26 protein-coding genes are annotated in these 26869 nt (G+C 69.7%); 14 read left to right on the top strand and 12 right to left on the bottom strand.

What is annotated here, in order from left to right; genetic code table 11:
- Positions 1-164: 164 nt before the first annotated feature.
- Positions 165-1925, top strand: coding sequence for a DEAD/DEAH box helicase (locus ABIC25_RS01455; protein WP_354559632.1), 1761 nt, complete (start codon positions 165-167; stop codon positions 1923-1925).
- Between the two features lie 131 nt (positions 1926-2056).
- Here ABIC25_RS01455 and ABIC25_RS01450 read toward each other — a convergent pair whose 3' ends face one another.
- From ABIC25_RS01450 to ppgK, 4 genes are all read right to left on the bottom strand, one after another.
- On the bottom strand, positions 2057-2263 hold the full coding sequence (locus ABIC25_RS01450) for a DUF7455 domain-containing protein (RefSeq protein WP_004018852.1): 207 nt from the start codon (positions 2261-2263) through the stop codon (positions 2057-2059).
- Between the two features lie 258 nt (positions 2264-2521).
- A complete protein-coding gene (locus ABIC25_RS01445; protein WP_354559630.1) occupies positions 2522-3571 on the bottom strand; it encodes a sulfite exporter TauE/SafE family protein in 1050 nt (349 codons plus the stop codon).
- A 392-nt stretch (positions 3572-3963) separates the two neighbouring features.
- Positions 3964-5532 carry an RNA polymerase sigma factor gene (locus ABIC25_RS01440; RefSeq protein ID WP_354559628.1) on the bottom strand — a complete coding sequence of 523 codons (1569 nt, stop codon included), beginning with the start codon at positions 5530-5532 and terminating at the stop codon, positions 3964-3966.
- A gap of 56 nt (positions 5533-5588) precedes the next feature.
- Positions 5589-6392, bottom strand: a complete 804-nt coding sequence (ppgK, locus tag ABIC25_RS01435) for a polyphosphate--glucose phosphotransferase (protein ID WP_354559627.1) — start codon at positions 6390-6392, stop codon at positions 5589-5591.
- Positions 6393-6549: 157 nt separating this feature from the next.
- Between ppgK and ABIC25_RS01430 the strand changes: the two genes are divergently transcribed.
- Positions 6550-7476, top strand: a complete 927-nt coding sequence (locus tag ABIC25_RS01430; RefSeq protein WP_354559626.1) for an inositol monophosphatase family protein — start codon at positions 6550-6552, stop codon at positions 7474-7476.
- A gap of 1 nt (position 7477) precedes the next feature.
- Here the strand turns inward: ABIC25_RS01430 and cei are convergent, their stop codons facing one another.
- Complete coding sequence (cei, locus tag ABIC25_RS01425; protein ID WP_354559624.1) at positions 7478-8170, bottom strand: envelope integrity protein Cei; 693 nt, start codon at positions 8168-8170, stop codon at positions 7478-7480.
- Positions 8171-8581: 411 nt separating this feature from the next.
- On the opposite strand from cei, the gene ABIC25_RS01420 reads away from it, so the two are divergent.
- Entirely contained in the window at positions 8582-8881 is a 300-nt protein-coding gene (locus ABIC25_RS01420; protein WP_004018846.1) for a DUF4193 domain-containing protein, read from the top strand.
- 81 nt (positions 8882-8962) lie between these two features.
- Here the strand turns inward: ABIC25_RS01420 and ABIC25_RS01415 are convergent, their stop codons facing one another.
- Positions 8963-9535, bottom strand: coding sequence for a DUF3093 domain-containing protein (locus ABIC25_RS01415; RefSeq protein WP_064571759.1), 573 nt, complete (start codon positions 9533-9535; stop codon positions 8963-8965).
- Positions 9536-9557: 22 nt separating this feature from the next.
- Here ABIC25_RS01415 and dut point away from each other — a divergent pair, with 22 nt between their 5' ends.
- Both dut and ABIC25_RS01405 read left to right on the top strand, forming a co-directional pair.
- Positions 9558-10043 carry a dUTP diphosphatase gene (gene dut / locus ABIC25_RS01410; protein WP_101818756.1) on the top strand — a complete coding sequence of 162 codons (486 nt, stop codon included), beginning with the start codon at positions 9558-9560 and terminating at the stop codon, positions 10041-10043.
- Positions 10044-10127: 84 nt separating this feature from the next.
- Positions 10128-11036: a DUF3710 domain-containing protein gene (locus ABIC25_RS01405; RefSeq protein ID WP_354559622.1), complete on the top strand. Its 909-nt coding sequence runs from the start codon at positions 10128-10130 to the stop codon at positions 11034-11036.
- Between the two features lie 7 nt (positions 11037-11043).
- Here the strand turns inward: ABIC25_RS01405 and ABIC25_RS01400 are convergent, their stop codons facing one another.
- A complete protein-coding gene (locus tag ABIC25_RS01400; RefSeq protein WP_354559621.1) occupies positions 11044-11775 on the bottom strand; it encodes an alpha/beta hydrolase in 732 nt (243 codons plus the stop codon).
- Between the two features lie 214 nt (positions 11776-11989).
- Here ABIC25_RS01400 and ABIC25_RS01395 point away from each other — a divergent pair, with 214 nt between their 5' ends.
- Positions 11990-12364: an OB-fold nucleic acid binding domain-containing protein gene (locus tag ABIC25_RS01395; protein ID WP_004018839.1), complete on the top strand. Its 375-nt coding sequence runs from the start codon at positions 11990-11992 to the stop codon at positions 12362-12364.
- Positions 12361-13053, top strand: a complete 693-nt coding sequence (locus ABIC25_RS01390; RefSeq protein WP_354559620.1) for a DUF3159 domain-containing protein — start codon at positions 12361-12363, stop codon at positions 13051-13053. Before ABIC25_RS01395 ends, ABIC25_RS01390 begins: the two co-directional genes overlap by 4 nt.
- On the opposite strand, the gene ABIC25_RS01385 is transcribed toward ABIC25_RS01390, so the two are convergent.
- Entirely contained in the window at positions 13034-13696 is a 663-nt protein-coding gene (locus ABIC25_RS01385) for a potassium channel family protein (protein WP_004018837.1), read from the bottom strand. The genes ABIC25_RS01390 and ABIC25_RS01385 overlap by 20 nt on opposite strands.
- Positions 13697-13718: 22 nt before the next feature.
- Positions 13719-14387, bottom strand: coding sequence for a potassium channel family protein (locus tag ABIC25_RS01380; RefSeq protein WP_004018835.1), 669 nt, complete (start codon positions 14385-14387; stop codon positions 13719-13721).
- A 78-nt stretch (positions 14388-14465) separates the two neighbouring features.
- On the opposite strand from ABIC25_RS01380, the gene ABIC25_RS01375 reads away from it, so the two are divergent.
- The 4 genes from ABIC25_RS01375 (at position 14466) to ABIC25_RS01360 (ending at position 21086) form a co-directional block, all read left to right on the top strand.
- Positions 14466-16481 carry an APC family permease gene (locus tag ABIC25_RS01375; protein ID WP_004018834.1) on the top strand — a complete coding sequence of 672 codons (2016 nt, stop codon included), beginning with the start codon at positions 14466-14468 and terminating at the stop codon, positions 16479-16481.
- Complete coding sequence (locus ABIC25_RS01370; protein WP_239403474.1) at positions 16478-17782, top strand: class I SAM-dependent RNA methyltransferase; 1305 nt, start codon at positions 16478-16480, stop codon at positions 17780-17782. Before ABIC25_RS01375 ends, ABIC25_RS01370 begins: the two co-directional genes overlap by 4 nt.
- A 151-nt stretch (positions 17783-17933) precedes the next feature.
- On the top strand, positions 17934-19892 hold the full coding sequence (gene dxs, locus ABIC25_RS01365; protein WP_004018832.1) for a 1-deoxy-D-xylulose-5-phosphate synthase: 1959 nt from the start codon (positions 17934-17936) through the stop codon (positions 19890-19892).
- Positions 19893-19922: 30 nt separating this feature from the next.
- Complete coding sequence (locus ABIC25_RS01360) at positions 19923-21086, top strand: carboxylate-amine ligase (protein ID WP_435529055.1); 1164 nt, start codon at positions 19923-19925, stop codon at positions 21084-21086.
- A gap of 13 nt (positions 21087-21099) precedes the next feature.
- On the opposite strand, the gene ABIC25_RS01355 is transcribed toward ABIC25_RS01360, so the two are convergent.
- From ABIC25_RS01355 to ABIC25_RS01345, 3 genes are all read right to left on the bottom strand, one after another.
- Positions 21100-21528: a type II toxin-antitoxin system Rv0910 family toxin gene (locus ABIC25_RS01355; protein ID WP_086536809.1), complete on the bottom strand. Its 429-nt coding sequence runs from the start codon at positions 21526-21528 to the stop codon at positions 21100-21102.
- Between the two features lie 120 nt (positions 21529-21648).
- Complete coding sequence (locus ABIC25_RS01350; protein ID WP_354559618.1) at positions 21649-22926, bottom strand: HRDC domain-containing protein; 1278 nt, start codon at positions 22924-22926, stop codon at positions 21649-21651.
- Positions 22923-23549: a DUF3000 domain-containing protein gene (locus ABIC25_RS01345; RefSeq protein WP_033203548.1), complete on the bottom strand. Its 627-nt coding sequence runs from the start codon at positions 23547-23549 to the stop codon at positions 22923-22925. Before ABIC25_RS01345 ends, ABIC25_RS01350 begins: the two co-directional genes overlap by 4 nt.
- Positions 23550-23640: 91 nt before the next feature.
- On the opposite strand from ABIC25_RS01345, the gene hemE reads away from it, so the two are divergent.
- The 3 genes from hemE to hemQ are packed head-to-tail and all read left to right on the top strand — an operon-like array spanning position 23641 to position 26863.
- Complete coding sequence (hemE, locus tag ABIC25_RS01340; protein ID WP_354559617.1) at positions 23641-24705, top strand: uroporphyrinogen decarboxylase; 1065 nt, start codon at positions 23641-23643, stop codon at positions 24703-24705.
- Positions 24705-26111 (top strand): FAD-dependent oxidoreductase, encoded by a 1407-nt coding sequence (locus tag ABIC25_RS01335; protein WP_354559616.1) that lies wholly within the window; start codon positions 24705-24707, stop codon positions 26109-26111. Before hemE ends, ABIC25_RS01335 begins: the two co-directional genes overlap by 1 nt.
- 56 nt (positions 26112-26167) lie before the next feature.
- Positions 26168-26863 (top strand): hydrogen peroxide-dependent heme synthase, encoded by a 696-nt coding sequence (hemQ, locus tag ABIC25_RS01330; protein WP_004018825.1) that lies wholly within the window; start codon positions 26168-26170, stop codon positions 26861-26863.
- Positions 26864-26869 lie beyond the last annotated feature (6 nt).

Here is a 26869-nt window from a genome sequence, read left to right as displayed (position 1 = left end):
CACGAGGGGCGACTTCCGTGGGCGCCTCGGCCCGGTGTCGGGATGCGGGAGCTGTCGCCGGTCGGCGGTACGATTGGCGGGTCCCCTTGGGCGCGGGTGCCGCACGCGAGGGGTCATTTCATGTCCGGCAGTACACCCGCACGCGTGGAGGAGCAGCACTGAAGGTGACGTCAGCCGAACCCTCCGCCAGTGGTCCGTCCGGGTCCACGAGCGCCCCCACACAGCAGCTCCGCGCCTGGCAGCGTCGTGCGCTGACCAAGTACCTGACGCAGAAGCCGAAGGACTTCCTCGCCGTGGCGACCCCCGGCGCAGGCAAGACGACCTTCGGTCTGCGCATCGCCCGCGAACTGCTCGACGACCGCACCGTCGACAAGATCACCGTGGTCGCGCCCACGGAGCATCTCAAACACCAGTGGGCCGAGGCCGCGGCGCGCGTCGGGATCGCGCTCGACTCCCGGTTCACCAACGCCGCCGGACAGACCAGTTCGGACTTCCACGGCGTCGTGGTCACCTACGCGCAGGTGGCCGCCCACCCGGCTCGGCATCGGGTGCGCACCGAGAACTACCGCACGCTGGTCATCCTCGACGAGATCCACCATGGTGGCGATGCCAAGTCCTGGGGTGAGGCGATCCGCGAGGCCTTCGACGACGCCGAGCGCCGGCTGCTGCTGACCGGTACGCCGTTCCGCTCGGACGACTCGCCGATCCCGTTCGTCACCTACGAACCGGAGGCCGGCGGGCATCAGCGTTCCAAGGCCGACCACACCTACGGCTACGCCGACGCCCTGAAGGACGGCGTCGTCCGCCCGGTCGTGTTCCTCGCCTACTCCGGTGAGGCCAGTTGGCGGGACAGCGCGGGCGAGGAGTACACCGCGCGCCTGGGCGAGCCGCTCTCGGCGGAACACACCACGCGCGCCTGGCGCACTGCCCTCGACGCTCACGGCGACTGGATCCCGGCGGTGCTCACCGCCGCGCACACCCGCCTCGGACAGTTGCGCGCGACCGGCACACCGGACGCGGGCGGCCTGGTGATCGCCACCGATCAGACCGCGGCCCGCGACTATGCCGAACTCCTCACCGCCATCACCGGTAGAGAACCGACGGTCGTGCTCTCCGACGACCCGAAGTCGTCGTCGCGGATCGGCCAGTTCGCCGCGTCCACCGACGAGTGGATGGTCGCGGTCCGCATGGTGTCCGAGGGTGTCGACGTGCCGCGTCTGGCCGTGGGCGTGTACGCCACCAGTTCGTCGACGCCGCTGTTCTTCGCGCAGGCCATCGGCCGCTTCGTGCGATCGCGTCGGCCGGGTGAGACCGCGAGCGTCTTTCTGCCGTCGGTGCCGGTGTTGCTCGACCTGGCCAGCCAGATGGAGGTCGAGCGCGATCATGTGCTCGGCAAGCCGCACCGCGAGAGCGACGGCCTCGACGACCAATTGCTGATCGACGCCAACAAGCAGGAGGACGAGCCGGGGGAGGACGAGCCGAAGTTCCAGTCCCTGCACGCCGACGCCGAGCTCGATCAGGTCATCTTCGACGGCACGTCGTTCGGCACGGCGACGTTCGCGGGCAGCGATGAGGAGTCGGACTACCTCGGCCTTCCGGGGCTGCTCGACGCCGATCAGGTGCGTGCCCTCCTGCGCAAGCGGCAGGAGGATCAGGTCACCGCGCGGACGGCTTCGTCGACCGCGGAGTCTCCGGCGAATGCCGAGCAACCGACGCCCGGCCGACCCCCCGGGACGACCGGTGAGAACCTGCACGCGCTGCGCAAGGAACTGAACACTCTCGTCGCCATGCATCACCATCGCACGGGTAAACCGCACGGCATGGTGCACAACGAGTTGCGGACCCGTCTCGGTGGGCCGCCGACCGCGATGGCCAGTGCCGAGCAACTCAAGGAACGGATCGCCGCGCTGCGCGAGTGGCGCTGATCGGTCGGGTCGGGCGAAGGCCCGGACATGACCGACACGACGGACAGACGCACGACACGACAGAGCCCGGCCGGATGATTCCGGCCGGGCTCTGTGCGCGTAGGAACGCCCGTGTCAGATCGTCGGGATCGTCAGACCAACTCGCCGGCGGACTCGACGACGGTGGCGCTCAGCTCGACGAGACGGGCTTCGTGCTCGTTGAAGTGATGGCGGCAGAAGAGAAGCTCGCCGCCCTTGGGCAGGACGGCCCGTACCTTGGCTGCGGCGCCGCAGCGATCGCAGCGATCGGCGGCAGTGAGCGGCAGGTAGATCGGGGCTGTGGTGGCGATGTCAGTCATGGTTGTCGTTCCTCCGTCCCGGTCCGGCGCCGGTGTCCGGTCGCCTTCCCTTCGAGCCGACACATCCGGGCGATGCGTCAACCTCACTCTGTCAGACGCTCGAGGCGTTCGTATTGTTCCGGGGGTGCGCTCGGTGTGTCGTCACTCACCGTTTACCTCGCGCAACAACTGGACAACGATCGCCCGAACGCAATGCGACCCGGCCATGGGGGCCGGGTCGCACCACTCTACGTGTTCTGCGCGGGTCGGGTCGGACGGTCAGCTCGTCCGGGTGGGGGAGTGCGTTCCGCTTGCGCCCGCGTCGGGTTCGGGTGCGGTGTCGGCGGCCGGGATGTCGGACGTCGATGCCGCCTCGGTGCTCGAACGCTCCGTGCCCTCGGCGCCCACGAGCGCCTCTTCCTGCTCCTCGCGGAAGTGGGTGACCGCGTCCGAGGACTCGTTCTCGCGGTCGCGCAGGTACTCGCGAAGCGAGTAGGCGAACGCCGCTGCCCAGGCGATGGCGATCACGACGTAGAAGACGTTGCGCACCGAGCCGGGAGCATCGATGAAGTCGCTCTTCAGCAGGCTGCGGGTGTTGGTGAGGACGATCAGGCCGCCGACCGAGGCGCCCAGAAGGCGCGGCGGGATGTGGCGCACGAGCCAGGCGGCGATCGGTGCGGCGATCACGCCGCCGACGAGGATGGCGCCCACCCACGCGAAGTTGATGCCCTGCGAACCGAGGCTGAACAGGAAGCCGAGGCTGGCGGCGACGGCGATGATGAACTCGCTGGTGTCGATCGAACCGATCACCTTGCGAGGCTCGAGGCGGCCGCTGGCCAGGATGGCCGGGGTGCCGACCGGTCCCCAGCCGCCGCCACCGGTGGCGTCGACGAACCCGGCGACGAATCCGAGCGGGCTGAGGAAGCGCTTGCGCAGCGGCTTGCCGAGGTTGTGACGGGGAATGCCCTGGAAGGTGAAGCGCACCAGGATGTAGAGACCCAGCAGCAGGAGGATCACGGCCATGACGGGGGCAGCGGTCTCGGTGGAGAGGCTCGACAGGATCGTCGCGCCGAGGAATGCGCCGATGGCGCCCGGGATCGCGATGCGGCGCACGACGCGCCAGTCGACGTTGCCGAACTTCCAGTGCGAGACGCCGGACACCAGCGTGGTGCCGATCTCGGCCAGGTGCACCGTGGCCGATGCGGCAGCCGGGTTGGTGCCGATGGCGAGGAGGAGGGTCGTGGTGGTGACGCCATAAGCCATGCCGAGACTGCCGTCGACGAGCTGTGCAGCGAAGCCGACGAGGCCGATCAGGACAATCGTTCTCATAGTGGGTCTTTCCGGGAAGTCACACCGTCAGGGGCGTGACGAGGCTGGAGCGGGCACGATGCGGCCGCGAGAAGAGAAACGCAGAATTGGGGACACACGTGGGCCCCGGGGTGGGTTGGGTCGCCTCACAGACACAGCATCGAGGCTGTGCGCAGCAGGTCAACGGTGGCGCGGCGCACCAGCATGGCGCCGCGTCTGCTCCCGGTCACTGCGTAAGTCACCGCGCCATCCTATGTAGTGCTCTGCCGAAACCCCGACTCTCCGGCTGTGTCGAAATCGGTGCGCGCACAAATCTTGACAAATCTGTCGCTCTGGTGTTCAGGCCGGACACGGAAACGCCGTCGCCCCGTGCCGGTGAGGCACGGGGCGACGGCGTCGAACGAAGGGGCGACCTAGTCCAGGTAGTCGCGCAGGACCTGCGACCGCGACGGGTGGCGCAGCTTGGACATCGTCTTGGACTCGATCTGCCGGATGCGCTCGCGGGTCACGCCGTACACCTGGCCGATCTCGTCGAGCGTGCGGGGCTGACCGTCGGTGAGACCGAACCGCAGGCGGACGACGCCGGCCTCGCGCTCGGACAGGGTCTCCAGGACCGACTGCAGCTGATCCTGCAGCAGCGTGAAGCTGACCGCGTCCACCGCGACCACGGCTTCGGAGTCCTCGATGAAGTCACCGAGCTGACTGTCACCCTCGTCGCCGATGGTCTGGTCCAGGGAGATGGGTTCCCGGGCGTACTGCTGGATCTCCAGCACCTTCTCCGGGGTGATGTCCATCTCCTTGGCGAGCTCCTCGGGCGTCGGCTCGCGGCCGAGGTCCTGGAGCAGTTCGCGCTGGATTCGACCGAGCTTGTTGATGACCTCGACCATGTGCACCGGGATACGGATGGTGCGGGCCTGGTCGGCCATGGCACGGGTGATCGCCTGGCGAATCCACCAGGTGGCGTACGTCGAGAACTTGTAACCCTTGGTGTAGTCGAACTTCTCGACCGCGCGGATCAGACCGAGGTTGCCCTCCTGGATCAGATCCAGGAACGCCATGCCGCGGCCGGTGTAGCGCTTCGCCAGCGACACGACCAGGCGGAGGTTCGCCTCGAGCAGGTGGTTCTTGGCGCGGTTGCCGTCGCGCGAGATCCAGTTGAGATCGCGTTTCTGGGCGGTGCTGAGCTTCTCGCCGGCATCCATGATGCGGCGGAGACGTTCGGTGGCGAAGAGACCGGCCTCGATCCGCTTGGCGAGCTCGACCTCCTCCTCCGCATTGAGGAGGGCGACCTTGCCGATCTGCTTCAGATACGCGCGGACGCTGTCGGCGGAGGCGGTGAGTTCGGCGTCCTTGCGCGCCTGGCGCAGGGCCTCCGATTCCTCCTCGTCCCACACGAAGTCGCCCGACTTCGCAGCGGCGGACTCGTCTTTGGCGCCCGCCTTCGCGGTGGCGGAGGCGGCGCCGGCGGCGGCCGGGGCCTTGGCGTCGGTGGCCTCCTCGTCGTCGTCCGACTCGTCGGAATCGTCATCGTCGTCGTCGACCTCGAGGTCGTCGATCTCGACGTCTTCCAGCTCGGCGTCGGGACCGTCGATGTCGTCGATCGAGTCCGGGTCGTCGGGCTCGGCGTTCGGATCGTCGCCGGCGCCCTCGGCCGACGCGGCCTTCTTGGCAGCTTTCTTCGGGGCCGCCTTCTTGGTGGCCTTCTTCGCTGCTGCCTTCTTGGCGGGAGCCTTCCGGGCGGCGGTCTTCTTCGCAGCCTTCTTGGCGGTCCGTTTGGCCGGGGCGTCGGTCGCGGCGGGGGTCGACTCGGTCGACTCCTCGGCCTCTACATCACCCTGATGGGTCGTGATGGCTGCCACGTACAACCTTTCGAACTGTCTTCTGTGGTGTCTACTGTCGTCTGTCACCAGACGCGACACGGCAGCGCGAGCCGCCGTGGACGAGGTCTTGGTTTCGCGGTTGGAATGACCGGTGACGACCATTGTAACGACATCGTCCGGTCCGGTGTGTCAAAGACCTGGTCAATGGACGCGCGGCGCTAGGTTTTGAGGCCCCGCGAGACCGCCATGGCGGCGCCGACGATGCCTGCTGTGTTGAGCAGTACCGCCGGTACCACCGGGGTCTTGTTGGTCAGCAGCGGAATCCACTTGTCGGACTTGCGGCTGATGCCTCCGCCGGCGATGAAGAGCTTCGGCCAGAAGAGTGCTTCGTAGGTCTCGAGCACCTCGGAGACCTTCTCGGTCCACTTCTCGTAGGACCAGCCCTTCTCCTCCCGGACGCTGGAGGAGGCCTGATGCTCGGCTTCCTTCTTGCCGACCTGGAGGTGTCCGAGCTCGGTGTTGGGCACGAGGGTGCCGTCGATCAGGATCGCCGATCCGATCCCGGTCCCGAACGTCAACAGCATCACGACCCCTGCGACGTCCTTGCCGGCGCCGTACGCGTCCTCGGCCATGCCCGCGGCGTCGGCGTCATTGAGCACCGACACCTGCCTGCCGTCGAGGTGTTTGCTGAACAGCTCGTAGACGTCCGTGCCGATCCAGGCCTTGTCGATGTTGGCGGCCGTGCGCATGATCCCGTCGGTCACGACGCCGGGCAGGGTGATGCCCACCGGGCCCGTCCAGTCGAAATGCGCAACGACCTCGGCCACCCCGTCGGCGACGGCGTCGGGTGTCGCCGGCTGTGGGGTCAGCACCTTGAACCGTTCGCCGACGAGCTCACCGGAATCGAGGTCCACGATCCCGCCCTTGATCCCGGACCCACCGACGTCGACGCCGAAACCGAGGTTGGTCGAGGGCGTCGAACCGTCGGGGTCGGACGATTCGGGGACGGACGTGTCGGTCATGGCGGGGCTCCCTGTCCGGGTCGGCGGCAATCGACATCCAGGCTATCCACGCGACCTGCCGAACGCGCGACATCGCAACACTTGTCGACACGTTTCGCCCGTTCGAGGCGAGAGATCGGTCACCGCGATCGGCGGTGCGGTCGGGGAATGTGCTGACATGGAAGGCGTGGATCAGACAATTCCGGTGGACGGGCTCGCCGCGGTCGCCGACGCCGTGGCCCGGGAGGCCGCCGCGCACGTGCGTCGCCGCCGGCCCGAATTGTTCGGTGCGACACCGGGACACGGCGAGCCGCCGGAACCGGGCACCGTTGACGCGACGGTGCAGCCCGTGTCGACGACGTCGACGGTGCAGGCTGTGTCGACGAAGTCGACGGAAACCGATCCGGTCACCCTCGCCGACACCGAGACCGAGCGACTGATCCGCTCGCTGCTCCGTCAGGCGCGCCCCGACGACAAGGTGCTGGGGGAGGAGGACGGCGGCAGTCGCGCGGTGCCCTCCGGCGTCCGATGGGTCGTCGACCCGATCGACGGGACCGTCAATTTCATGTACGGCGTCCCGGCCTACGCGGTGTCGGTCGCGGCACAGGTCGACGGGCGGTCGGTGGCCGGGGTGGTCGTCGACGTCGCCCGCGACGTGACCTACGGCGCGACCCTCGGCGGCGGAGCCTGGGCCGCGGACTCGACCGGGGTCCGGCGCCCGTTGCGCTGCAACCCTGTCAGTCGTGCCGAACTGGCCCTGGTGGCAACGGGTTTCGGGTACGACGCAGCACGACGCCGACAGCAGGGCCGCATCGTCGCCGAACTGCTGCCGCGCGTGCGGGACGTGCGTCGCATCGGCGCCGCGGCCCTCGACCTGTGCATGGTCGCCGCCGGCGCGGTCGACGCGCACTACGAGCACGGGCTGAGCCCGTGGGACTGGGCGGCGGGAGGCCTCATCGCCGCCGAAGCCGGCGCCGTCGTCCAGACGCCGCCGCCGGACTCCCGGGCCGACGAGGGACACATCACCGTCGCCGTCGCGCCGGGTGTGGCCGACGAATTCCTCGCGCTGCTGGACGAATTCGATGCGCGTCGCCCGCTGACCTGAGTCAGCAGGGCGTGGAGTGCACGGCCTCGACGAGTACCGGGTCGACGCCGCTCGCCGGGTTCTTCGGGTCCGCCGAGCGCAGTGCCTCCAGGGCGGCTTGCGCGTCCTGCGACATCTCGCCGCCCGAGTGGTGGATACCCAGGGCGACATCGACGGCCGTCCCGCGCCGGCCGTCGTCGACGAGCTGGGCGCACGGGAACGCGAGCCACGTGGCCGCCGCGGCGGCGCGACCCGCCGGGCCGAACCGGATCTGCGCGACGCAGTCGAGATCCCGGTTGGGGTACACCGGATCATCGGCGTATGGGTTGTCCGGCACGGGCGTGAAGCCCTGGGCGGTGAGGTCGTCGGACACCGTCCGGGCAGCGCCGCGTTCGTCGGAGGCGTTGAGGACCCGCACACCGAAGGTCGACAGCGGAGCCGGTGCGACCCCGAGCATCTCGTCGCGCCCGACGACGGTCAGCGTCGGCGGTGCGGCCGGTGCGGGTGCGCCGGCCTCCACCGACGTCGGGGGAGTCGGCTGATTGCAGGCCGTCGGTACGGATTCGGTGTCGCCGCCACCGAGCGCGATCGCCCACACCACCACACCGACGACCATCAGGACGACGACCGTGATGATCGCGGGCGCGTAGCGGCGCCGACGGTAGGGGCGGCCCTGCTCGTCTGTCGGATAGCCGGACGTAATCTTCGACACCACCGTGAACTGGCTCCTCAACTGGGCGTTGCGTGATCTCGGATCACTCTAGAGGGTGGCCCCGCGGCGGACCGCGTGCCTCGCCGGGAGCGGTGTCGGCCGCGCGAATCGGGTCGTCTGCCAACGGACGAGGTGAAACTTACCGACGAGTTGGGTGCAGTGTATTGACCTTGGATGGGGCGTCGACTATGCTTCGGGCGCCCGCGCTTCCAGACCCGGGGTGCGCCTGATATCTAACCGTGATCGAAATCACGCAATACGTTTGTTTCTCTGGTACGAATCTCGCCCGAGACGACGTTGCAGTGACCCCATCGGTAAGACAATCCCGGCGGAGTCGTGCGCAAGAACACCGGGTGGCGACGTCAGCGCCGTCACCGTGAGCGCCCCTCACACTCTCGACAAGTTAGGCACAGAATGGCTACAGATTATGACGCGCCACGGCGGACGGAGACCGAGGACCTCAACGAGGACTCGCTCGAAGAGCTGAAGGCCCGGCGCAGCGAGGCCCAGTCCTCGGCGGTGGATGTCGACGAGAGTGACACCGCGGAATCCTTCGAACTCCCCGGCGCCGATCTCTCCGGCGAAGAGCTGTCGGTGCGTGTCATCCCCAAGCAGGCCGACGAGTTCACCTGTACCAGCTGCTTTCTCGTCTATCACCGCAGCCGGCTGGCCGAGGAGAACGGAAGCTCGCTCATCTGCGTCGACTGCGCGTGAGCAGGTCCGCCGCCAGCGACTGACAGCTGACGAAAGGGGCCGTCGCCGAACACCGGCGCGGCCCCTTCGTCGTGTCCGGGGTCAGGCGGTGGGGGCGGGACGGTCGGCCGCGGCGTCCTCGATGCCCAGGGCGGCGAGGAGTTCGGCCGGGCGCCGGGTGGACACGAGCCAGTACGGGGTCGGGTCGTCGGGATCGTCGAGGACGATGAGGACCATCGTCTTCACCCAGGACCGGTGCACGAGGTAGGCGGCCGGATCGAGCTGGCGGCCGAGTGCCGCGCTCTTGGCCGACGCCGGAACCGTCGCCCCGCGGGCCACGACGCCGCGCGGCAGGACGGCGCGATGGGCGTGCAGTTCCCGATCCGGGGTCACCCGGATGCGGGTGCGGCCCATCGACCACAGCATCACCGCGCACAGCACGCCGGTGGCGACGTAACCGATGATGCTCCAGGCGCTCCCACGCGCCGACAACTGGATCTCGTAGCCCACCACGCCGGTGAGGACCACGGCGGCGAGCCACCACCACCAGGGGACGTACAGGCGCTCGTCGAACCGATCGGTCGTCGAGTCGGTCACGCCGGCGTTCCGCCCGGTGGGTGCGGGGGAGGCGTCCGACGTGCCCCCGGGGCGCTCGGGCGAATGATCTGCGGTCACGTGACCAGCGTAGTCTGCGTCCGTGACCCCAGATCTCCCCCCTGCGCAGCCCTCCGCCCCGGCGTCGATCGCGGTCCGTCGCCTCGACCCCGACCTACCCCTGCCGACCAGGGCGCACCCGGGTGATGCGGGGGTCGACCTCTATTCGACGATCGATCTCGAACTGCCCGCCGGGCGCCGGCAGCTCGTCGGAACCGGGATCGCGGTGGCCCTGCCGGTGGGCACCGTCGGGCTGATCCACCCGAGGTCGGGGCTCGCCGCCCGGGCCGGCCTGTCGGTCGTGAACACCCCGGGCACCATCGACGCCGGCTATCGCGGCGAGATCAAGGTCTGCCTGATCAACCACGACCCGGAGCAGACGATCTCGATCGCGCGCGGCGACCGGATCGCCCAGCTGATCGTGCAGCGGGTCGAGCTGCCCGACTTCGTCGAGGTCGACGAACTCGACCAGACCGCCCGGGGCGACGGCGGTTACGGATCGAGCGGCGGTTCGGCGATTCTCGCCTGACCGCTGCCCGGTGGTGGTGGATTACTGTTTTCCGTGTGGCCGGCAGATCGTCGTCGCCGGCGGTGACGAACCAGGAGTGACGCGATGGCACAGGACCAATCAGAGGAACTGCGGGTCGGTCAGGCGCGCGGTCCCTACGACCTCGACGCGCTGACCACCCGACCGCAGGAGCTCGAGAACTCCCATCTCGACCTCGGCTCGGTGCTGGTGCCGGTGGTCGAGGGTGGCCAGGTCACCGTGGAGATGTCCGAGGCCCACCAACCGCAGAACGTGTACCTGGTGACTCCCATCGGCCGCATCTCGGTGACGGCGTTCGCGGCACCGAAATCCCCCGGGATGTGGCGCGAGGTGGTCCGGGAACTGGCCGGTTCGCTCCGCGACGACGGCGCCACCACGAGTGTCGAGGACGGGCACTGGGGGCGTGAGGTGGTCGCCGAGGTGGACGGTGTCACCCATCGGTTCATCGGGGTCGACGGGCCGCGCTGGCTCGTCCGGTGTGTGGGCAGCGGGCCCACCGAGAACTCCGAGGACCTCGCACGGCTGAGCCGTGCGGTGCTCGCCGAAACCGTCGTCCGGCGCGGTTCCGAACCCTTCCCCCCGCGGGACCCGCTGCCGATCGTGCTGCCCCCGGTGCTCGCCGAGCAGGTCGCGGCCGCCCAGCAACAGATGTTCGCCGACCCCGCGGCCGGACAGAATCCCCCGAACCCGACGGCCCAGAACCCGAGCGCCCAGAACCCGACGGCCCAGGCTCCGGTCGTCGGGGCCGACGCGGACGCGACCGACGAGTCGGGTCCCGTCGCCGGCGGCGCGCTCGATCAGGTCGCGCATGCCACCGTGTACGGCGAGAACACCTATCGCGATGACGCGGATGCCGCTGTCGTGCCCCAGGAAGAATCACCCGCGGCCGAGGCGCCCGATGTGCCGTCGGACGCCGATGACCAGGAGCCGCCGTCGTCGGGATCGGCGATGCAGCGCTTCCTGCGACGGCGCTGACGTCCGGTCACGCCTGCGGGTCCATCAGACCGATGATGCCGTCCCGCGTGCCGGCTCCGAGGAGCCCCGGGTTCCGGCCCCAGTCGTCGAGGGCGACCTCTGCGAGAGCCGATCGCGGTGCGGCGGCGTGCCATTCACGGGCGACGGCGATCGGGTGCACGGGATCGTCGGGGGCCGCGACGATGGCGAGGGGCACCGTGAGGCCGCCGATCTCGGCGGGCACCGGAGCCCGGTAGCCGGCCGCCTCGCGCAGGGCGGCGGCGAGTCCCGGGTGCAGGCGCCGCCACGACCGGGTCAGTTCCGCGGCCAACCAGCCGGGGCTGCTGCTCGCCATCGCGGCGATGGTCGCCTCGAGTCCGTCACTCTCGAGGGCCTCGGCGGTGGCGACGGCACTCGCGGCCGCGGGGGCGGTGTGGGCCTCGCCACTCCATGCCGGCAGCGCGGCGAGCACTCCGGAGCACCGTCGTCCGGCATCACCGATGGCCCAGTCGAGCGCGATCGCGGCCCCGATCGAGACGCCGCCCACCAGGATCGACCGATGCGCTCGAGCGGCACGCTCCAGCCCCAGTCGGTGGCCGTCGATCAGCGACGCCGTCGGTTCCAGGGCGATGAGCTCGATGCCGAGGTCGGCGGCGGCGACGCCGAAGGAGCGGGAGGCGTGGTCGGCGTCGGAACCCGTTCCCGGGATCACGACCAGAGCGGTCGGAGGCGGGCGGTGCAGACGGTCGGTGCCGGGCATCAGGGCATCATCCCCTAGTGTGTCCCGGGGCCCCGCGCAGACCCGAGTTCGCGGCGGCCCGGCACCGCGGAATGCCCCCGTGGTCGTCTACGTTGTCACTGGCACGGGCCGGGGTCTACGCTGGCGGACAGGTCACCGATCACTCGTTCGGCGACCCACGGTCACCGCTCTGCACAGCCCGCGGTACCGGCCGAAATCCATTGGGAGGGTCGAGATGCCCACTGCCGGCTATCTCAAACGACTTACCCGTCGGCTGACCGAAGATCTCGGTGACGCCGACGCAGAGAAGATCGCCGAGGAATCCAAGGCGACGGGCGCCCAGCGCGCATCCGAATGCTGCCGCGGTGACGAGGTCACCATGCACGGTGAGCTCCGCGCCGTCGAGACGTGTTCGCGGTCGGCCAAGGCGGGTGTGAAGGCCGAATTCTTCGACGGTTCCGACATCGTGATGCTCAAGTGGCTGGGTCGCAACCGCATCACCGGGATCGAACCCGGCCGCAAGGTCACCGTCCGCGGCCGCCTCGCCGAGCAGGACGGACACAAGGTGATCTACAACCCTTATTACGAGCTGCACGGCGTCGACGAGTGACCGGCCCGGCGCCCGACCAGTCGGCATCTGAACCATCGGCTCCCGAGCGGACGACGCCGACGGTCCTCGAACAGATCGGTGGCGTCTCGGGCCTCGTCTACTCGACGGTGCCCGTGGTGGTGTTCGTCCCCGTCAACTCCTTCTTCGACCTCCGCACGGCCATCTACGCCGCGCTCGGTGTGGCAGCGCTGCTCTTCGTCGTACGACTCGTACGCCGCGAACCGCTCACACCCGCGATCTCGGGCCTGCTGGGTGTCGGGATATGCGTCTTCATCGCCGACCGGGTGGGGGATGCGAAGGGCTACTTCCTCTTCGGCATCTGGAGCACCCTCGTCTACGCGATCGTCTTCGTGATCTCGATCCTGGTGCGCCGGCCCCTCATCGGTGTGGCGTGGCACCTGGTCAACGGCGAGGGGTCGAGCTGGCGCAGACAACGCTCCATCCTGCGTGCCTACGACATCGCCACGGCGCTGTGGGCGCTGCTCTTCGCGGCGCGCTACCTCACCCAATCGGAACTGTACGACGACGGCGCGACCGGGTGGCTGGCCTTCACCCGCATCGCGATGGGGTGGCCCCTGACCGCTCTCGTGGTGCTCGCGACGATCCTGCTCGTCCGCCGCGCGCAGCGCGCCGAAGCGGCCCGGGCGGAAGCCTCGGCGGACGCCGAGATCACCGCACGATCTGCATAGCCTCGTAGAGGGCGGGTTCGGCCTCGGTCGGCGCGATGAAGATCAGTTCGTCGCCGCCCTCGATGGGGTCGTCGCGCTGCGGGACGATCACCCGGCCGCCGCGCAGGATCGCGACGAGTGCCGCGTCCCGGGGGAGTTCCAGCTTGCGTACGGGTTTGCCCGCGAGCGGCGTGTTCGACGGCAGGGTCAGTTCGACCAGATTGGCCTGTCCCTGGCGGAAGGTCATCAACCGGACCAGATCGCCGACCGACACCGCCTCCTCGACGAGGGAGGCCAGCAGTCGCGGCGTCGACACGGCGACGTCGACGCCCCAGTCCTCGCCGAAGAGCCACTCGTTGCGGGGATCGTTGACGCGGGCGACCACCCGGTTGACCGCGAACTCCGTCTTCGCGAGGAGACTGACGACGAGGTTGGCCTTGTCGTCGCCGGTCGCGGCGATCATCACGTCGTAGGTCTGCAGCTGCGCGTTCTCGAGATTGGCGAGTTCGCACGCGTCGGCGAGCACCCAGTCTGCGCCGGCGACGGCGTCGGTGTCGATGTGCCCGGCGTCGCGCTCGAAAAGCGTGACCTCATGGGCGTTCACGAGCAACTCGCGTGCGATGGAGCGCCCGACCGCGCCGGCTCCGGCGATGGCGACCTTCACTTCAGGACTCCTTCGGCCCGGATCATCCGGACTCGTTCTGGGTGAACGGCTTCGCGGCGAGGCCGCGGGCGTTCTTGAGATTGTCGAGCATGACTGCCCCGTAGATCACATCGTCCTGTTGGACAACGGTTTTCGCGTCGGGCAGGACCGGGCGTCCGACGCGGCTGAGGAACACGACCCGCGCCCCGGTCTGTTCCTGGAATCGGGCGACCGAGATGCCGATCCAGGACTCGTCGACGTCGATCTGCGCGATGGCCAGCGAACCGGACGGGTCGCGCCACTCCATCGTCGTCGTCTCGCCGAGTGCCGAGACGAACCGTTCGGTCGTCCACGGCACGGTCGCCACCGTCGGGATCCCGAGACGCTCGTACACCTCGGCTCGCTTGGCGTCGTAGATGCGGGCCACGACGCGCTCGACGTCGAAGGTCTCGCGGGCCACCCGCGCCGAGATGATGTTCGAGTTGTCCCCGGACGACACCGCGGCGAAGGCGTCGGCGTGCTCGATGCCCGCCTTGACCAGGATCTCGCGGTCGAACCCGACCCCGGTGATCGTGCGGCCCGCGAAATCGGGGCTCAATCGCACGAACGCGCTCGGATCGCGGTCGATGATCGCGACGTCGTGTCCGCGCTTCTGCATCGCCATTGCGAGCGAGGATCCGACCCGCCCACAACCCATGATGACCACCTGCACGGCATTCCTCTCCACATGCGGCTCGTCTGCCGCGAGTCGAACCTACCCGGCTCGGCGCCGACGCTCTAGGGTTGCCTGGTGTCCACCGTCTCCAAGGTGTCCGTCGCGACGAAACGCCTGCTGCTCGGCAGGCCGTTCCGCAGCGACACCCTCGGTCATACCCTTCTGCCCAAGCGGATCGCCCTGCCGGTCTTCGCGTCCGACGCGATGAGCTCGGTGGCGTACGCGCCGCAGGAGATCTTCCTGGTCCTGTCCGTCGCGGGGATCAGCGCGCTCGCGTTCACGCCGTGGGTGGCGATCGCCGTCGCGATCGTCATGATCGTCGTCGTCGCGAGCTACCGGCAGAACGTGCACGCCTATCCGTCGGGTGGCGGCGACTACGAGGTGGCGACGGTCAACCTGGGACCCAACGCGGGCCTCACCGTCGGCAGCGCCCTCCTCGTGGACTACGTGCTCACGGTGGCGGTCTCGGTCACCTCCGCCGCGGAGAACATCGGCTCGGCGATCCCGTTCGTCGGTGAGCACAAGGTGTGGTTCTGCGTGGGCGCGATCATGCTGCTCGCCGCGGTGAACCTCCGCGGCATCAAGGAGTCCGGCGCCTTTCTGGCGATCCCCACCTACGGGTTCATCATCGGTGTCCTGGGCATGCTCATCTGGGGCTTCACCGAGATCTTCGTGCTCGGGCAGGACATCCATTCCGAGACCGCGGACTTCGGGATCGTGCCCGAGCAGGACAACCTCACCGGGCTGGCGCTCGTCTTCCTCGTCGCCCGGTCGTTCTCGTCCGGCTGTGCGGCGCTGACCGGGGTGGAGGCCATCAGCAACGGCGTGCCGGCGTTCCGGAAACCCAAGTCCCGCAACGCCGCGACGACGCTGCTGCTGTTGGGTGCCTTCTCGATCACGCTGCTGCTGGGCATCGTCCTGCTGGCCGAGAAGATCGGCGCGAAGTACGTGATGAATCCGGAGCAGGATCTCATCGGCGCGCCCGAGGGCTATCAGCAGAAGGCGATGATCGCGCAGCTCGCGCACGCGGTGTTCGACTCGTTCCCGCCCGCGTTCTTCTTCGTCGCCACCGTCACCGCCCTGATCCTGCTGCTGGCCGCCAACACGGCCTTCAACGGGTTCCCGGTGCTGGGTTCGGTACTCGCGCAGGACCGTTACCTCCCACGGCAGCTGCACACCCGCGGCGACCGGCTGGCGTTCAGCAACGGCATCCTGTTCCTGGCGATCGCCGCGATCATCTTCGTGGTCGCCTTCGGCGCGCAGGTGACCGCGCTGATCCAGCTCTACATCGTGGGTGTGTTCGTGTCGTTCACCCTGAGCCAGACCGGCATGGTGCGGCACTGGACGCGCCTGCTGCGCACCGAGACCGATCCGAGCGCGCGTCGCCGCATGATGCAGTCCCGGGTGGTCAACACCGTGGGCTTGGTGATGACGGCCACCGTCCTCGTCGTGGTGCTCCTGACCAAGTTCACCGAAGGGGCCTACATCGCGGTCATCGCGATGGTCGTGCTGTTCGTGATCATGAAGCTCATCCACCACCATTACGCATCGGTGCAGCGGGAACTCGACCGCGCCGAGGAGGACGACGAGGCCGTCCTGCCGAGCCGCACCCACTCGATCGTGCTCGTGTCCAGCCTGCACATGGCGTCCAAGCGTGCCCTGCGGTACGCGCGGGCGACCCGGCCGGACGTCCTCGAGGCGATCACGGTCAACGTCGACGACCGCGACACCCGCAAACTCGTCTCGGAATGGGAGGCCAGCGACATCACGGTGCCGCTGAAGGTCATCGCGTCGCCGTACCGCGAGATCACCCGTCCGGTCGTCGAATACGTGCGCCGGGTGCGCCGCGAGTCGCCGCGTGACGTGGTCACCGTGTTCATCCCGGAGTACGTCGTCGGGCACTGGTGGGAGCAGATCCTGCACAATCAGTCGGCGCTGCGCCTCAAGGGACGCCTGCTGTTCGAACCCGGCGTCATGGTGACCTCGGTGCCGTGGCAGCTCACCTCGTCGGACCGGCGCAAGGAAGACCGTGCGTACTGGGCGCCGGGGGAGACCCGCCGCGCACTGGGCGAACCCGAACGGCGACCGTGACCGGGTCGGGATCGCCCCGCCGGGTCGAGGTCACCGTCGACCGACCGGCCAACGGCGGTGAGGCGGTGGGCCGCGCGGACGGCCGGGTCGTGTTCGTGCGCGGGGCGATCCCCGGCGAACGGGTGGTCGCCGAGATCACCGACGACCGGCACGACTCGTACTGGCGGGCCGATGCGGTGGACGTGCTCGACGCCTCACCCCATCGGGTGCCCTCACCGTGTCCGGCGGCGTCGGCCGGAGCCGGCTGCTGCGATCTCGGCCACGTGGCGCCCGATCACGCCCGGGACCTGAAACAGGCTGTGCTGCTCGATGTCCTGGACCGGGTGGGCCATCTCCCGCGGAACGTCGTCGCGAGCACCGAGCTGGCGACCGTCGGTGTCCGGCGGCTCGGGGACGCCGACCTCGGCTGGCGGATCCGTACCCGCCTCGCCGTGGACGGGCAGGGGCACCCGGGCCAGTCGGCGTTCCGCGGCCGGACGATCGTGACCGAGCCCTGCGTGCAGCCCGCCGCGGGGATGCTCGACGGACTCGCCGACGGTCGCTTCACCCCGCACTCCGAGCTCGCGGTCGTGCTCGACGCCGACGGCGCACGCCACGTCACCGAGCTGGCACCGGTCGAGAAGCCGCGGCGGGGCCGCGCCGACAGCCGGCGCCGCGCGCAGCAGAACCGTGTCCGGCGGTCGCGACCCCGCGCCCAGGCGATCCTCGAAGGCGGCGCGAACGCGGTGCACCGTGTCGGCGGGCGGTCCTGGGACATCCCGGTCACGGGATTCTGGCAGGCGCACCGCGAAGCGCCCCGGACCTATTCCGAGACCGTCGCCGAACTCGTCGGTGCGCATCTCGGGACGCCGCCGCGCGTGGCGTGGGATCTCTACGGCGGCGCGGGAGTGTTCGCGGGCGCGTTGCTCGACGGTCCGGGTGGGCTGGACTCCGTTCACATCGTCGATTCCGATCCGGCCGCCCTCGACGCCGCCGACCGTGCTTTCGCCGGCGAGGGCGATCGGGTGCGCACCCACCGGGGCGAGGTCGCGACCCGGATCGCGGACCTGACCGGGCGGCCCGACGTCGTCGTGCTCGACCCGCCCCGCACGGGTGCAGGCGAGCGGGTGATCACCGCGGTCGCCGACGCCCGGCCCGGCATCGTCGTCCACGTGGGCTGTGACGCAGCCCGGTTCGCACGTGATCTCGGACTCTTCGCCGAGCGCGGATTCCGCGTCGCGGAGATCCGCGGTTTCGACGCGTTCCCGCTGACACACCACGTGGAAGCGGTGGCCTGCCTCCTCCCGTCCGCGCCCGGGTGAGCAACGCGGGCCCGGACGGACCGGCGACGGCGGTGTCCCGGCCATCCGCCGGTCCGGCTCGCGACGAATGCTTCCGTAGACTGACCTGACATGTGCCGGACGTCGTCGGCACAACAGCCGACCCGGCCTCGCGCCGGTGATGGAGGAAACGATGGGTGTGCTCGACCGGATCAGCTCACCGGCCGATCTCCGGCCGCTGTCGGACGAGGAGATGGAAACCCTCGCGTCCGAGATCCGGACGTTCCTGATCGAGAAGGTCGCGGCCACCGGCGGGCACCTCGGTCCGAATCTCGGTGTCGTCGAGCTGACGCTCGGCATCCACCGGGTCTTCGACTCGCCGTCGGACGCGATCCTGTTCGACACCGGCCACCAGTGCTACGTCCACAAGATCGTCACCGGACGCAAGGACGGCTTCGATCAGCTGCGTCAGCGCGCCGGGCTCACCGGCTACCAGGAACGCGCGGAGTCCGAACACGACTGGGTGGAGTCCTCGCACGCCTCGGCGGCGCTGTCGTACGCGGACGGGCTGGCTAAGTCCTTCGAGCTGACCGGTCAGTCGCACCGCACGGTGGTCGCGGTCGTCGGTGACGGCGCTCTGACGGGCGGTATGTGCTGGGAGGCGATCAACAACATCGCGGCCTGCAATCGCCCGGTGGTCATCGTCGTGAACGACAACGGGCGCTCGTATGCGCCGACGATCGGCGGTCTGGCCAGCCATCTGTCCGGGCTCCGGCTGCAGCCGGGGTACGAGAAGTTCCTCGACGAGGGGCGGCGCGTCGTCAAGCAGGTGCCCGTCGTCGGTGAACCGGCCTATGCGGTCCTGCACGGGATGAAGAGCGGACTCAAGGATCTGCTGGCCCCGCAGGCGATGTTCACCGACCTCGGTCTCAAGTACGTCGGGCCCGTGGACGGTCACGACATCGACGCGGTCGAATCGGCGCTGCGGCAGGCACGCGACTTCGGCGGACCGGTGATCGTCCACACCGTGACCCGCAAGGGCATGGGGTACGCCCACGCCGAGAACCACGTCGCCGACCTGATGCACGCCACCGGGATCATCGATCCGGTCACCGGGCGACCCACGAGTGTGTCACCGCAGGACTGGACCGCGGTGTTCTCCGCCGCGCTGCTCGACGCCGGCGCCAACCGCCCCGACGTCGTCGCCATCACCGCGGCCATGCCCGGACCGACAGGACTCACCCCGTTCGGCGATCGCTACCCGGATCGCATGTTCGACGTCGGCATCGCCGAACAGCATGCGATGACCTCGGCGGCCGGGCTCGCCCTCGGCGGACTGCATCCGGTCGTCGCCATCTACTCGACGTTCCTCAACCGGGCATTCGACCAGCTGCTGATGGACGTCGCGCTGCTGAAGCAGCCGGTGACGCTCGTCCTCGACCGTTCCGGCATCACCGGCCCCGACGGTCCGAGCCACCACGGCATGTGGGACCTCTCGCTCATGGCGATGGTGCCCGGTCTGCGGGTGGCCGCACCGCGGGACGCGGTCCGGCTTCGCGAGGAGTTCGACGAGGCACTCGGTGTCGCCGACGGTCCGACCGCGCTGCGGTTCTCCAAAGGCGCGGTCCCCGAGGACATCCGGGCCGTCGAACGGCTCGACGACGGGGTCGACGTACTGCACCGGACCGACCGTGACCTCGGCCCGGCCGGCGGCGACGTGCTGATCGTCGCGGTCGGTGCGTTCTGCGGACTGGCCGTGGACACCGCCGAACGCCTCGCGCGTCAGGGCATCGACGCGACGGTCGTCGATCCGCGGTGGGTGCTGCCCGTGCCGACATCGGTGGTCGAGGTGGCGCGCCGTCATCGGCTGGTCGTCACCCTCGAGGACGGATGCACCAGCGGCGGTGTCGGTTCCGCCGTCGCGACCGCGCTGTCGACGGCCGAGGTGCTGGTGCCGGTGCAGATCAAGGGCATCCCGCAGGAGTTCGTCCCGCACTCCTCCCGGGGTGAGATCCTCGCCGATCTCGGGTTGACCGCACAGGACCTCGCCCGGTCGATCACCGCCACGGTCTCGGGCATGCAGGCCGGGCCGGGCCTCGACCGCGCGATCCAGAACGCGCCCGACGCGGCGGAGAGCCGCGCAGAGGACTGACACCCACAGCGGACTGACCGCGGCGGTCCCATGCCGGACAGGTCCGGTTTGGCCGGTACCGCGGCTGGGCATTTTCACCTGGTGAACGATGACCCGCCGGCACCGACCCTCGGGGTCGAGGAGGAGTTCGTCCTGGTCGACCGGGAAACCGGACGGCCGGTCGGGCGCAATCGTGAGGTGGCTGCGGCGGCGTCGGCGCGCGGTCTCGACCTCGAGTTGGAGCTCACCTCCTCGCAGATCGAGATCGCGACGCCCACGGCCGGCTCGGGTCCGGAGATCGGCGATCACCTTCGTCGGCTACGTGACATCCTGGCCGCGGCCGCCGAGGAGGTGGGTGTCGACGTGGTCGCGTGCGGGGTGCCGCCGCGCGTGCCCGACTCGTTCCCGGTGACCGACACCGGCCGGTACCGCGCGATCGCCGACCGTTACGGCATGCTCGCCCACGAACAGGGCATCAGCGGTTGCCACGTCCACGTGGGCGTGCCCGACACCGAGACGGCGGTCGCGGTGTGCAACTGGCTGCGGCCGTGGCTGCCCCTGCTGCTGGCGCTGGCGGCCAACTCGGCGATCTATCGCGACGCGGACTCGGGCCACGCGAGCCGGCGGTCGGTGTTGTGGTCGCGGTGGCCGGCATCGGGCCCACCGCCGCATCTGCGCTCGGCCGAGCACTTCGCCGACACCGTCGAGCTCCTCGTCGCGACCGGCGCGATCCTGGATCCGCATATGCTCTACTGGGACGCCCGACCGTCGGATCACCTACCCACGGTCGAGGTGCGGGTCGGCGACGTGCAGATGCGGGCGGAGGAAACACAGGTCTTCGCCACCGTCGTCCGGGCCGCGGTGATGAGCGCTCTCGACGACCTGCAGCACGGGGGACGACGGTCACGCTCCGGCGCGGTCCTCGATCCGGCGCTTCTGTCCGCCGCCTATTGGATCGCCGCTCACGACGGGATCGACGACCGCGCGCTGGACCCGGCGACCGGGGCGCTGATGTCCATCTGGACCCGCGTCGATCAGCTGCTCACGACCCTCGCACCCGCGCTCAACCGGCTCGGCGAACGTGAGCACGTCGAGCAGGCGATGAGTGCGATGCGACGGGACGGCAACGGGGCCACCCGGCAGCGGCGGATCTTCGAGGAGTGCGGGTCGGCGCTCGCCGTCGTCCGGGCGGCCACGCTGCGCCGGGCCGGCTGACCGCAGCCAGGGTTCAGCGCAGCGTCGCCAGGTTCGAGATCGACTTGTGCACATCGGCTTCCAGTACCTTGGCGACGAGCCGGCCGACCGGGCCGTTGAGCAGCCCGCCGGACAGCTCGGCCGAGAGGTCGAAGTGGGACCCGTCGACGATCTCGTCGACCTTCATCGCCAGATCGATGTTCACGCCGCCGCGTCCGGTTCCGGAGAGTGCGATCAGGCGCGGCTCGTCGTAATCGGTGACCGTCCAGTGGATGACGTTGCGGAAGCCCTTGACCTTGATCAGCGACGAGATGGTGGTTCCCTCGGCGATCGTGTCGGGCACCGGCGAACGCCAGCCGCCGAAGATGGTCATCCATTCGTCGAAGCGCGAGAGGTTGCTCGCGAGAGCCCAGGCCGCGCTGGGGTCGAGGTCGGAGTCGATGCCGACGGAGACTGTGGCCACAGAACTGCTCCCATCGCAGGAGGTGGTCCGCTCGGGAAGATGACTTCCCCCGGGCGGTTCGTGCACTCGGGTGGTTCGCATTCGGGTCGTGACCGAATGTACGCGAACGACGCCGTGTGGCTACTCGCCCGCTGCTGTCGGCCCTGGTCGGGCGGCCTCGAGGAGGGCCTGCGTCAGGGGCTCGGCACACAGTGTCCGCTGCCAGACGCGTGCGCCCGCAGCGGCCAGGTGCGCATCGAGCGCCGCGGCCGTGATCGGCTCGGGCAGCCCGTCCCAGCACAGTTGCCGCACCACATCGGGAGCGAGAAGGTTCTCCATCGGCAGGGCGTGGGTTTCGGCGATCTCTTTGAGCGCCGGACGCACCGTCTGCAGTCGTGCCGCGGCCTCCGGGTTGCGCTGATCCCAGCGACTGACCGGTGGCAGGCCCGGCCCGGTCGTCTTGCGCGACGGGAGCTTGCTGTCGGGGATCTCGCGGGCCCGTTGCAGCGCCGACAGCCAGATCCCGGCCTGGCGTCGTTGCCGCGGACCGCCGAAGACCGGCAACTTGGTGAGTTCGGCGATGGACTCGGGGTTCACGGTCGCGGCGTTGACGATCGCGGTGTCGGGCAGGACACGGCCGGGTGCGACATCCCGACGCTGCGCCAATTCCTCACGCGCGGTCCACAATTCGCGTACAGCAGCCAGTGCGCGGGTCGACTTGACGGTGTGGATGTTCGAGGTCTTGCGCCACCTGTCGGTGCGCGGCGGGGCGGGCGGCCGGGAGAGGATGTATGCGAATTCCTCGCGCGCCCAACCGTCTTTGCCGGCCGCGGCGAGCGCGGCGTCCATCGCATCACGCAGTTCGACGAGGACCTCGACGTCGAGTGCGGCATAGTTGAGCCACTCGTCGGGCAGGGGACGACGCGACCAGTCGGCCGCACCATGACCCTTGAGGAGCCCGAGCCCGAGGAACTCGGCCACCATCGCCGCCAGGTTGACCTTGGCCAGGCCCAGCAGGCGTCCGGCCAGTTCGGTGTCGTACAGCTCGACGCACTCGAAACCGAGTTCACGCAGGCACGGGAGGTCCTGGTCGGCGGCGTGCAGCACCCACTCCGGTCCGCGCAGAGCGTCGATCACCGGTGCCAGTGCGTCCGGATCGCCGATGGGGTCCAGCAGGAAGCTGCCCGACCCGTGTCGTTTGATCTGGATCAGATAGGCCCGTTGTGAGTAGCGGTAGCCCGATGCGCGTTCGGTGTCGATGGCGATCGGTCCGCTGCCCGCCGCGAGAGCTGCTGCGGCGTCTGCGAATTCGGCAGCCGTCGCGAGGACCGGGGGTACGCCGTCGGCCGGCTGGAGCAGTGGGGTGACCTCCGGTGAGGGGTCGTCGGGAGCCGGGTCGTCGGGCGCGGGATCGTTCACGTCGCGCCGAGTTCGGTCACCCCGACCGGTGGGAGACCGGCGGCGGAGGCGAGGACATCGCAGAACGCCTCGAGATGGCTCCCGAGCCCGTCCGCGCTGAGTGCGGTCCACGAGGCCCGCACCTCCAGTTGGTGTGCACGCGGCGGCCCGGCGATGTCGCCGTAACGGACCGACGTGGTGGAGGTGACGGTGCCACCGAGGGCGGTCACCTCGACGCGGTGCGCCGACCCCTCCGGTGTGGCGGTCGCGCCAACCGGTACGCCGAGCGCATCGCTGATCCAGCTCCAGGCCACCTCGGGCAGCAGGGGGTCCATGGCCAGTGCGGCCTCGACCTCGGCCTGCAGGAAAGCGACGAGACGCATGGTGCCGTTCCAGGCATCCTGGCCCGCGGGGTCGAAGAGCAGGATGAGCCGCCCGAACGCGCTGCCCTGCGAATCGGTGGGCACCACGTCGAGGTCCTCGGGCGGACGCACCTCGGCGCCGACGGCGTAGCTGTAGGGCGCCAGGCGCTGCGGCGGGCGGATGGGTCCGACCTCGATCTCGCGGCGCACCCGGGCAGCATGCAGCGACTCCACCGCCGCGCGGAAATCAGCAGGCTCGTCCGGAGCTCCCGAAGAGGTCACCGTTCGACCGTAGGGCGGGCGCGCCCGGCCACGGCGGAGGCGCGCCGACACCACACGTGCGGGATCGGGGGGCATGGCAGAGTAAGCGGTGATGTCGAACGCAACTGGTACCCGGGTCCATAGGTCGCACCTGCCGCTCGTCGCCGCGGCCACCGGCGCGACCCCCTCACGCCGTCCGGTGTGGTTCATGCGGCAGGCCGGCCGGTCGCTGCCCGAATACCGGGCCATCCGCGCCGATCACGGCATGCTGGAGTCCTGCTTCGACGCCGAACTGGTCTGCGAGATCACGATGCAGCCCGTCCGCCGGCACGACGTCGACGCGGCGATCCTCTTCTCCGACATCGTGGTGCCGCTCAAGGCCGCAGGCATCGACCTCGACATCGTCGCCGGAACCGGACCGGTGATCGCCGAGCCGGTGCGCTCGCCCGACGCGGTGTCGCGCATCCCGCGACTGGAGCCCGCTTCCGTCGGCTCGATCGCGCGGGCCATCGAACTCCTGCTCGGCGAACTGGGCGACGCCACGGCGCTGATCGGCTTCGCCGGTGCGCCGTTCACCCTCGCCTCCTACCTCATCGAGGGCGGGCCGAGCCGCAACTACGAGCGGACCAAGGCGATGATGCACGGCGACCCGGAGACGTGGGGCGAACTCATGGCACGTCTCGCCGACATCACCATCGCGTTCCTGCGCGTCCAGCTCGACGCGGGCGTCGACGCGATCCAGCTGTTCGACTCGTGGGCCGGCATGCTGTCGGCCGCCGACTATCAGCGTTTCGTGGCGCCGCACAGCGCCCGCGTGCTGGCCGAGGTCGCCGAATACGGGGTGCCGCGCATCCACTTCGGCGTCGGTACCGGTGAGCTCCTCGCCCCCATGGCGCATGTCGGCGCCGACGTCATCGGCGTCGACTGGCGCGTGCCGCTCGAGGAGGCCGTCCGCCGGGTGGGTCCGGGCAAGGCCGTGCAGGGCAACCTCGACCCGACACTCCTGTTCGCCGGCCAGGACGTGGTCGACAGTGAGGTTCGGCGGGTCGTCGCCGACGGCGACCGCGCGGTGGCCGCCGGGGCGATCGGGCACATCTTCAACCTCGGTCACGGTGTGCTGCCCGGCACCGACCCGGATGTGCTGACGCGGGCCGTCGAAGTGATCCACAGCCTCTGATGTCTCCGCGCGTCCGGATCGCGATCGTCGGCGGCGGGATCTCCGGCCTGACCGCCGCGTACCGCCTTCGTCGTGCGCTCGGGTCCGACGCCCACATCGACCTCGTCGAGGCATCCGGACGGCTGGGTGGTGTGCTGCACACCGCGACCGTCGGCGAGCGGGCCGTCGACGTCGGAGCCGAGGCGTTCATCGTCCGGCGTCCCGAGGCGCTCGACCTCGTCACCGAACTCGGCCTCGCCGACCGGATCGTCTCACCGACACCGCGGCGTCCCGCCGTGTGGTCGGGGGAGCGGTTGCATCCGCTGCCCGGTCCGGCATTGATGGGGATCCCGGCCGGCCCGGCGGTCGTCGAGGGTCTCGCCGACCCCGCCGACCTCGTTCGGATGGCCGACGAGCCCGGACGGCCGTTGAGTTGGCAGGCCGGCGCCGACATGTCCGTCGGGGAGTTGGTCGCCGAGCGGTTCGGTCCCTCCGTCGTCGCTCGGAGCGTCGATCCGATGCTCGGCGGGGTGTACTCCAGTCTCGCCCGTGACATCGGGGTCCGTGAGGCGCTCCCGGCCCTCGCGACGAGTCTGGACGCGGGTACGCCGTCGCTCAGTGCCGCCGTCGACGCCCTCATCGCCGCCGGCGCGGGTGCCTCCGGCCCCGTCTTCGGTGCGCTCGTAGGCGGTTACGCGGTCCTCCTCGACGCCCTGCGAACCGCGGCCGGTATCGATCCGCAGATGGCCGGTCGCGTCACCGATGTCACTCCGTCGGCAGACGGTTGGGTGCTCGGATCCGATGGTGCCGTGGATCGGCCACCGTACGACGGGGTGATCCTGGCGGTGCCCGCCTGGCGGGCCGGCGACCTGCTGCACCGGTCCGTGCCGGAGCTGTCCGCTCCGCTGCGGGCGGTCCGGCGCGCCTCCTCCGTCGTGGTGTCGATCGCGCTTGCGCCGGGAACGGTGCTACCCGAACACTCCGGCGTGCTGGTGGGCACCGGAGAAGGATTGCGCGCCAAGGCTTTCACGTTCAGCTCACAGAAGTGGGCCCACCTGTCCGACACCGGCCGGCCGGTGTCGGTCCGGGCGTCGTTCGGACGGTTCGGTGCGCCGGTTCCGGATGAGACCACCGAGCCCGGGGTCGACGAGCGGTTGCGGCGCGATGCGCTCGAGGATCTCGACGAGGTGTGCCGGGCCGCCGGCGTCCCGCCGGTGTCGTCGCGGGTCGTCGACGTGTATGTGCAGCGCTGGGACGAGGGACTGCCGGTATATGCGCCCGGACACCTCGCCGCGATGGCGCAGGTGCTGAGTGCGCGGCCCCCGCGTCTCACCCTGGCCGGGTCGTCGTACGCCGGGGTCGGGGTGCCGGCCTGCATCGGCCGGGCCGGTCGCGCGGTGACCGAACTGCTCGACGATCTGGCGTGACCCGGCAGGGTTGACCTGCCTCGTCGTCGGGTGGGCTGCGGTGGCACGATGGCTCCATGAGCCGCTTGGATTACGCAGAACTCAACTCGACGATCCGCTACCTGATGTTCTCGGTGTTCGCGGTCCGCCCCGGTGAACTGGGCGCCGATCGTGATCAGGCCAAATCGGATGCCGCGGACTTCTTCAAGTCGCTCGAGGACAGCGGCGTCGTGGTGCGCGGTGTCTACGACGTGTCCGGACTGCGCGCCGACGCCGACTTCATGATCTGGTGGCACGCCGAAGACGTCGAGCCGATCCAGGCCGCCTACGCCAGGTTCCGCCGCGAGACGGTTCTGGGACGTGCGTGCAACCCGGTGTGGAGCAATGTCGCGTTGCATCGCCCGGCCGAGTTCAACAAGAGCCACATCCCGGCGTTCCTCGCGGGCGAGGAAGCCGGCAACTACATCTGCGTGTACCCGTTCGTGCGGTCCTACGAGTGGTACCTGCTGCCCGATGAGGAGCGTCGCAAGATGCTCGCCGACCACGGCAAGGCGGCCCGTGCGTACAAGGACGTCCGCGCCAACACCGTGTCGTCGTTCGCGCTCGGCGACTATGAGTGGCTGCTGGCGTTCGAGGCGCCCGAACTGCACCGCATCGTCGATCTGATGCGTGACCTGCGCGCCACCGAGGCCCGGTTGCACGTCCGCGAGGAGACGCCGTTCTTCACCGGTCCGCGCGTCGAGGTGTCCGCGCTGATCGACGCGCTGCCCTGAGCCGGG

Source organism: Gordonia sp. PvP123, assembly GCF_040547295.1.
In the GTDB taxonomy this organism is placed as follows: Bacteria; Actinomycetota; Actinomycetes; order Mycobacteriales; family Mycobacteriaceae; genus Gordonia; species Gordonia terrae.
This window is presented reverse-complemented; position numbering and strand designations above follow the sequence as displayed.

Coding starts and splice junctions, on each gene's coding strand:
- ABIC25_RS01360 (WP_435529055.1), top strand. CDS start 19,923: ATGCCGGACAGGTCCGGTTTGGCCGGTACCGCGGCTGGGCATTTTCAC.
- hemE (WP_354559617.1), top strand. CDS start 23,641: ATGTCGAACGCAACTGGTACCCGGGTCCATAGGTCGCACCTGCCGCTC.
- ABIC25_RS01405 (WP_354559622.1), top strand. CDS start 10,128: ATGGCACAGGACCAATCAGAGGAACTGCGGGTCGGTCAGGCGCGCGGT.
- ABIC25_RS01445 (WP_354559630.1), bottom strand. CDS start 3,571: ATGAGAACGATTGTCCTGATCGGCCTCGTCGGCTTCGCTGCACAGCTC.
- hemQ (WP_004018825.1), top strand. CDS start 26,168: ATGAGCCGCTTGGATTACGCAGAACTCAACTCGACGATCCGCTACCTG.
- dxs (WP_004018832.1), top strand. CDS start 17,934: ATGGGTGTGCTCGACCGGATCAGCTCACCGGCCGATCTCCGGCCGCTG.
- ppgK (WP_354559627.1), bottom strand. CDS start 6,392: ATGACCGACACGTCCGTCCCCGAATCGTCCGACCCCGACGGTTCGACG.
- ABIC25_RS01420 (WP_004018846.1), top strand. CDS start 8,582: ATGGCTACAGATTATGACGCGCCACGGCGGACGGAGACCGAGGACCTC.
- ABIC25_RS01440 (WP_354559628.1), bottom strand. CDS start 5,532: ATGGTCGTCACCGGTCATTCCAACCGCGAAACCAAGACCTCGTCCACG.
- ABIC25_RS01395 (WP_004018839.1), top strand. CDS start 11,990: ATGCCCACTGCCGGCTATCTCAAACGACTTACCCGTCGGCTGACCGAA.
- ABIC25_RS01335 (WP_354559616.1), top strand. CDS start 24,705: ATGTCTCCGCGCGTCCGGATCGCGATCGTCGGCGGCGGGATCTCCGGC.
- ABIC25_RS01430 (WP_354559626.1), top strand. CDS start 6,550: ATGGAAGGCGTGGATCAGACAATTCCGGTGGACGGGCTCGCCGCGGTC.
- ABIC25_RS01400 (WP_354559621.1), bottom strand. CDS start 11,775: ATGCCCGGCACCGACCGTCTGCACCGCCCGCCTCCGACCGCTCTGGTC.
- ABIC25_RS01450 (WP_004018852.1), bottom strand. CDS start 2,263: ATGACTGACATCGCCACCACAGCCCCGATCTACCTGCCGCTCACTGCC.